This window comes from Neoroseomonas rubea, from assembly GCF_016106015.1.
GTDB lineage: Bacteria > Pseudomonadota > Alphaproteobacteria > Acetobacterales > Acetobacteraceae > Neoroseomonas > Neoroseomonas rubea.
Genome location: NZ_JACADQ010000283.1, coordinates 1 through 5,600, shown reverse-complemented (window position 1 = coordinate 5,600; position 5,600 = coordinate 1). Strand labels below are relative to the sequence as shown.

Annotated in this window: 6 protein-coding genes; all 6 read right to left on the bottom strand. The window is 71.3% G+C overall.

Translation table 11 applies throughout. The features are described 5' to 3' along the window. Positions 1-284: 284 nt before the first annotated feature. The gene (gene rho / locus HW577_RS19625) at positions 285-1,559 is read right to left on the bottom strand and encodes a transcription termination factor Rho (protein ID WP_198377820.1); all 1,275 of its coding nucleotides are present in this window, start codon (positions 1,557-1,559) and stop codon (positions 285-287) included. Positions 1,560-1,859: 300 nt separating this feature from the next. Continuing rightward, a complete protein-coding gene (locus tag HW577_RS19620) occupies positions 1,860-2,312 on the bottom strand; it encodes a CopD family protein (RefSeq protein WP_198377819.1) in 453 nt (150 codons plus the stop codon). Beyond that, complete coding sequence (locus tag HW577_RS19615) at positions 2,309-2,602, bottom strand: DUF1330 domain-containing protein (protein ID WP_198377818.1); 294 nt, start codon at positions 2,600-2,602, stop codon at positions 2,309-2,311. The genes HW577_RS19620 and HW577_RS19615 overlap by 4 nt, the downstream gene beginning before the upstream one ends. 62 nt (positions 2,603-2,664) lie before the next feature. Further along, a complete protein-coding gene (locus HW577_RS19610; RefSeq protein WP_198377817.1) occupies positions 2,665-3,600 on the bottom strand; it encodes a tripartite tricarboxylate transporter substrate binding protein in 936 nt (311 codons plus the stop codon). Positions 3,601-3,677: 77 nt separating this feature from the next. After that, positions 3,678-4,793: an NADH:flavin oxidoreductase/NADH oxidase gene (locus tag HW577_RS19605; protein WP_198377816.1), complete on the bottom strand. Its 1,116-nt coding sequence runs from the start codon at positions 4,791-4,793 to the stop codon at positions 3,678-3,680. After that, on the bottom strand, positions 4,790-5,600 hold an 811-nt coding region (locus tag HW577_RS26645; RefSeq protein WP_332837766.1), incomplete at its 5' end, for a DUF2272 domain-containing protein. The genes HW577_RS19605 and HW577_RS26645, both read right to left, overlap by 4 nt.

Genomic DNA, 5,600 nt, shown 5'->3' with positions numbered 1-5,600 from the left:
CAGTCCTCCGCTCTTCGGATCCAGCCGGCGGGCGAGCGGATGGCGGCCGCGGCGCAGGCGCTGGCGGCGGGGGATGACCGCGGCGCCGATACGGCGTTGGCGCGGGCGATCGAGCGATTGCGGCCCTTGCCGCGGTAGGCCCAGGGCCCTGCCGCGAATGCCGGCGGCCCGTCCATCGCGTCACGCCGAAGACTTGCCCGGCGATGCGGTTGCCATGAACACCCGCAGGTGTTCATGGCGTCACGCCGCGGGCGTGTCCGACGATGCGGATGCGATGAACGCCGTTAGGTGTTCATCGCGTCAAAGAAGTCCTGGTTCGTCTTGCTGTACTTCAGCTTGTCGAGCAGGAACTCCATCGCGTCCTGCGTGCCCATCGGGTTCAGGATGCGGCGCAGGACCCACATCTTCGCCAGCGTCGCGCGGTCGACCAGCAGCTCTTCCTTGCGGGTGCCGGACTTGGTGATGTCGATCGCCGGGAAGGTGCGCTTGTCGGACAGCTTGCGGTCCAGGACGATTTCCGAGTTACCGGTGCCCTTGAACTCCTCGAAGATCACCTCGTCCATGCGGCTGCCCGTGTCGATCAGCGCGGTGGCGATGATGGTGAGGCTGCCGCCTTCCTCGATGTTGCGCGCCGCGCCGAAGAAGCGCTTCGGCCGCTGCAGCGCGTTCGCGTCGACACCGCCCGTCAGCACCTTGCCCGAGGACGGCACGACGGAGTTGTAGGCGCGCCCCAGGCGCGTGATGGAATCGAGCAGGATGACGACGTCGCGCTTGTGCTCGACCAGGCGCTTGGCCTTCTCGAGCACCATCTCCGTCACCTGCACGTGGCGCGTCGCGGGCTCGTCGAAGGTGGAGGCGACGACTTCGCCGCGCACGGTGCGCGCCATGTCGGTCACTTCCTCGGGCCGCTCGTCGATCAGCAGCACCATCAGGAAGACGTCGGGGTTGTTCGCCGTGATCGACTTCGCGATGTTCTGCAGCATCACGGTCTTGCCGGTGCGCGGCGGGGCGACGATCAGCGCGCGCTGGCCCATGCCGATCGGCGCGATCAGGTCGATGACGCGATGGGTGTTGTCCTTGGTCGGGCCCTTGGCGACGCTCTCGACCTCGGGGTTCTCCATCTTGAGCCGCCGGTTCGGGTACAGCGGCGTAAGGTTGTCGAAGTTGATGCGGTGCTTCAGCGCCTCGGGCGGCTCGAAGTTGATCGCGTTCAGCTTGAGCAGGGAGAAGTAGCGTTCCCCGTCCTTCGGCGCGCGGATCTGGCCTTCCACCGTGTCGCCCGTGCGCAGTGCGAAGCGGCGCACCTGGGCGGGGGAGACGTAGATGTCGTCCGGCCCGGGCAGGAAGTTCGCCTGCGGGCTGCGCAGGTAGCCGAACCCGTCGGGCAGGATCTCGAGCGTGCCTTCCCCGTAGATCGCCTGGTCGTTCTCGGCGAGCGTCTTGAGAATAGCGAACATGATGTCCTGCTTGCGCAGGATGGACGCGTTCTCGACGCCCACTTCCTCGGCGAAGGAGAGGAGGTCGGCGGGGCTTTTCGACTTGAGTTCTGAGAGATGCATGGGGTCTGGACGACGTCCGAGGGAAGGGGATTGGCCGGGACGTTCCCGTGGGCGAGGCGGCGCGGGGACCCGCGCGCATGCACCCTGTCCGCCCGGGTCCGCGCCTTCATGGCGCGTTGGGCGAAGTCCCGAAAGGAAGGAAGGAGTTGGCGGCGTGGAGCCGGAGGCCCCGCGACGCGTGCGGGAAGTCGCCCGAACCTATGGAGGCGGGGGGCGTCCGTCAACCGGCGATCTGCGCCCCCGGTCCCGGATGGCGCGCACGGACGCGTGCCCGCCCGCCGGCGCGACCCCTGCCGCGCGTCAGAACGGCTTCGCGATGACCATCACCACGATCAGGATCAGCGCCAGCGTCGGGACCTCGTTCATGATGCGCCAGCCGCGCTCGCTGCGGGTGTTCGCGTCCCGCTCGAACCGCTTGCGCGCCACGGCCAGGTCCATGTGCACCCAGGTCATGGTGGCAAGGCCGAGGATCTTCCCCCACCACCACACCGACCCCCAGTCCGCGACGCCGGGCGTCAGCACCAGCACCAGTCCGAAGCCCCAGGTCCAGATCATCGCCGGGTTCATGATGGCGCGCAGCAGCCGGCGCTCCATCACCTTGAACAATTCGGACTGTGCCGACCCCGCCGCCACCTGGCAGTGATACACGTAGAGCCGCGGCAGGTAGAACAGCCCCGCCATCCAGGCGAAGGCCCCCAGCAGGTGCATGGACTTCACCCAGGGGTACCAGGGGGCCAGGGCGTCGATGGTCACGCGGGCAGGCCCTCGACCAGCGCCATGGTCCCGTCCGCCGCGGACAGGCGCAGGGCGAGCAGCGGCGCGTACTCCTCGCTGGTGTAGAAGGCGCGCGCGGCCGCCGCGTCGGGGAATTCGAGGATGACGACGCGGTCCAGGCCGGGGTCGCCCTCCATCACCTCGACCGCGCCGCCGCGGACCAGGTAGCGACCGCCGAACTTCGCGATCGCCGCCGGGACGGCCTGGCGGTAGGCCTCGAACTTCGCGGGGTCGCGGACGGTGATGTTCACGACGAAATAGGCAGGCATGGGTGGGTTCCTTCTCGGTCCGCGTGTCGGCTCGTGGCCATGCGATCTGACCGGATATCGCGCTACCGCGCGAGACCCAGGTCGCGCAGCACGGTCTGGTTCGCGGCGCTTTCGGCCGCGAAGGTCTCGCGGAACGCCGTCCCCGGCAGGAAGGCCGGGACCGAGGCAAGCCGCTGCGCCGTGGTGCGGAAGCCCTCGCTCGCCACCGCCGCCTCGCAGGCGCGCTCGATCGCCGCCGCCGCCGCGTCGGGGATGCCCGCCGGCGCGATCAGCCCGCCATGGGAACTGCCCTGCACGGGAAAGCCGAGTTCGCCCACCGTCGGCACCTCCGGCAGGTGCGGCAGGCGCTCAGCGGTCAGCGTCGCGATGGGCGTGAGGCCGGTGGAGGCGGCGATGGACGACGCCTCGACGAAGGCCATGATCTGCCCGCCGAGCGCCGCCTGGCTCATCGGCCCCGCGCCGGTGAAGGAGACCATCAGCGCCTCGACCTCCGCGCGCTTCATCAGCGCGGCCATCAGGATGTGCTGCGTGCTGGCATTGCCCGGCGCGCCATAGACCAGCGCCTCCCGCGCCGTGCGGCCATGGGCGACGAGCCCCTGGAAGTCCCGGAACGGCGCGTTGCGGCCGAGGATGACGACCTGCGGATTGTCGTAGACGCGGCAGAGGAAGCGGAAGCTGTCGAGCCCGTAGGTCAGCGCGATGGCGTGCGGCTGCGCCGTGACCGGGTTGTTCGGCGTGATCCCGATCGTGTAGCCGTCCGGCCGCGCGCGGGCGAGTTCCGCGCTGCCGATGGTGCCCGCCGCCCCGCCGCGGTTCACCACCACCACCGTCTGGCCGAGCGCGCGGGAGAGTTCGGGCTGCAGCGCCCGCGCCATCAGGTCCGTGTTGCCGCCGGGCGGATAGGCGACCATCAGCGTGACCGGGCGGCTGGGGAAGGCGTCCTGTGCCTGCGCGACGGCGGCGAACAGGCAGCAGGCGGCGGCAAGCGCGCGAAACATGGCGTGTCCTCCCGATGACGTTGGGCGGAGCCTAGCAGACGGGCGCGGGGAGGGCGGCGGCCTCTCCCCAGCGCAGGTCACACGATCGGATGCATCGGCGCGGCGATCGCGCGGTCCATCGTCCACTTCGCCAGCGTGTTCCAGCCGCGGTCGTATTGCGGCGGGATGCCGAGCGCGTCGGCACGGCCAAGCGCCGCTGCCGCGCGCATGGGCCAATAGGGTTCGCGCAGCAGCACGCGCGCCAGCAGGATCAGGTCGGCGCGCCCTTCCGTCAGGATCGCCTGCGCCTGCTCCGGCTCCGTGATCATGCCCACGGCCGCGACGGGGACGCCCGCGCCGCCCTTCACCGCTTCCGCCCCCGGCACCTGGTAGCCCGGCCCGAGCGGGATCTTCTGCCCCGCATCAAGGCCGCCCGAGGAGACATCGACCACATCGACGCCGAGCGCCTTCACGCGGCGAGAGAGCTCGACGCTCTCCTCCGTCGTCCAGCCGCCCTCGACCCAGTCGGTGTGGGAGATGCGCAGCCACAGCATCACGTCGTCAGGGATCGCGGCGCGCACCGCGGCCGCCGTCTCCCGCACGATGCGCGAGCGCCCCTCGAAATCCCCGCCCCAGGCATCGTTGCGCCGGTTGCTGATCGGGCTGAGGAACTGGTGCATCAGGTAGCCATGCGCGCCGTGCAGCTCGATGATGCGGTAGCCCGCCTGCACAGAGCGCTTCGCCGCCGCGACGAAGGCGGCGACGGTGGCGCCGATCTCCGCTTCCGTCATGGCGTGGGGGACGGCGAAGCCCTCGAAGGCCTCGGCGGACGGCGCGAGGCAGGTCCAGCCAGGCACCGCAGGCCCGCTGCCCCAGGGTGCTTCGCGCGACGCCTTGCGCCCGGCATGGGCGATCTGGATCGCCGGCACGCCGCCGGTCGCCGCGATGCCCGCGGCCAGGCGCGCATGCGGCGCGATGTGGGCGTCGGACCAGATGCCGACATCGGCGGGCGTGATGCGGCCCTCGGGCACGACGGCGGAGGCTTCCACCATCACCATCCCGGCCCCGCCGACCGAGCGCGAGACGAGATGCGCGAGGTGCCAGTCCGTCGGCAGGCCGTCGTCGCGGCAGGAATACTGGCACATGGGGGACACGCCGATGCGGTTCTTCAGCGTGACGCCGCGCAGCGTGAAGGGGGCGAACAGGTCGGTCACGATCCAGGACTCCGGGGTTCCGGTGGTGGCGCCCAGGGCGGCAATCGCCCCAGGCGGTTCTCGAACACGGCGAGCCATTGCGGCTCGCCTCGCGGGCGGGGCAGCAGCCGCCCCGCCGCGTCGGTCGGGAAGCGGGACAGCGTGACCGCGTCGCGGACATTGCCGCCGACCGCCTCGATGCGTCCCGATGCCACGTGCAGCACGATGTCGCAATGCATGGGCCGGAAGCGCCCCTGGTCTGCCGCGCGGTCGCGCCAGGAGGCGAGCGGCGCGGCGGAGCGATCGGCGCAGACCAGGTCCCCCACCGCCGGGGCGCGCGCCGCGACGTCATGCGGCAGGAAGGGCGCGGTCGCGGGGAAGCGCGCCGCGTCGGCAATGAGCGCGTCGAGGTAGAAGGCATGCGCGGCCGAAGGCGGGAATTCCCGCGCATCCACCCCCGCGCCGCGCAGCACGAAGGAGACGAAGGCGGCCGACCATGCGGGGTCCCGCCACAGATCGGGACTGCCTTCGCGATAGAGTACGCGGTTGCGCGCGATCGCGCCCGCACCGTCCGGGACGGCGCGCCAATAGGCCAGCACGCGCGGGAAGTTCGCGGCATCGGCCTCCGCGGCGCGCGGCGGCTCCTCCGAGCCCTGCCGGCCCCATTCCTCCCATTCCGCCTGCGCGATCCGCAGCATCCTCTCCCGCGCCGCGGGCGGGTAGGACAGCGGCGGCTCGGGTGGCGGCGGCGCGGCGCAGGCCGCGAGCAGGGCAAGCAGTGCCAGCGCCGCGCCGCGCCGCCAGCCACCCGTGCCGCCTCCGCGCGTA